Genomic DNA, 349 nt, shown 5'->3' with positions numbered 1-349 from the left:
TCTGTAACGGTCCCATCAACCTTTTTAATCAAACAAGGGATATAAGGAACAAAGGAGTTTTTTGGTAATGTTGAGCTATTTAAAATGAGATAAGCAACATATTCCGCCATATTTTCGTAGCCACGTGTATTCTCTTTAATCCACCTATCTCCTATTAACCATTTCGATTGATCGCCTTTACTTGATGTGCTGATAATTGTTTTAGCATCTTGTGGAATTGTAATCCGTTCCATTTCGTACACCTCCGCTCAAAAAATTACTAAACTCACTTTAACTTTACAATTAACCCTCTTAATTTTCATTATAAATAGTCTGAAATACAACTAAATTATACCAAAGATATATTTCT

At 32.4% G+C, this 349-nt stretch carries 1 pseudogene; it reads right to left on the bottom strand.

Annotation, left to right across the window (positions count from 1 at the left end):
• Positions 1-233 (bottom strand): annotated as a pseudogene (locus V7068_RS21965) (hypothetical protein); the annotation flags it as partial.
• Between the last annotated feature and the right edge of the window lie 116 nt (positions 234-349).

This window comes from Bacillus sp. JJ634 (assembly GCF_036962285.1).
In the GTDB taxonomy this organism is placed as follows: Bacteria; Bacillota; Bacilli; order Bacillales; family DSM-1321; genus Peribacillus; species Peribacillus asahii_A.
Note: the sequence above shows the minus strand (reverse complement) of the source record. Positions and strands in the feature narration are given on the sequence as shown.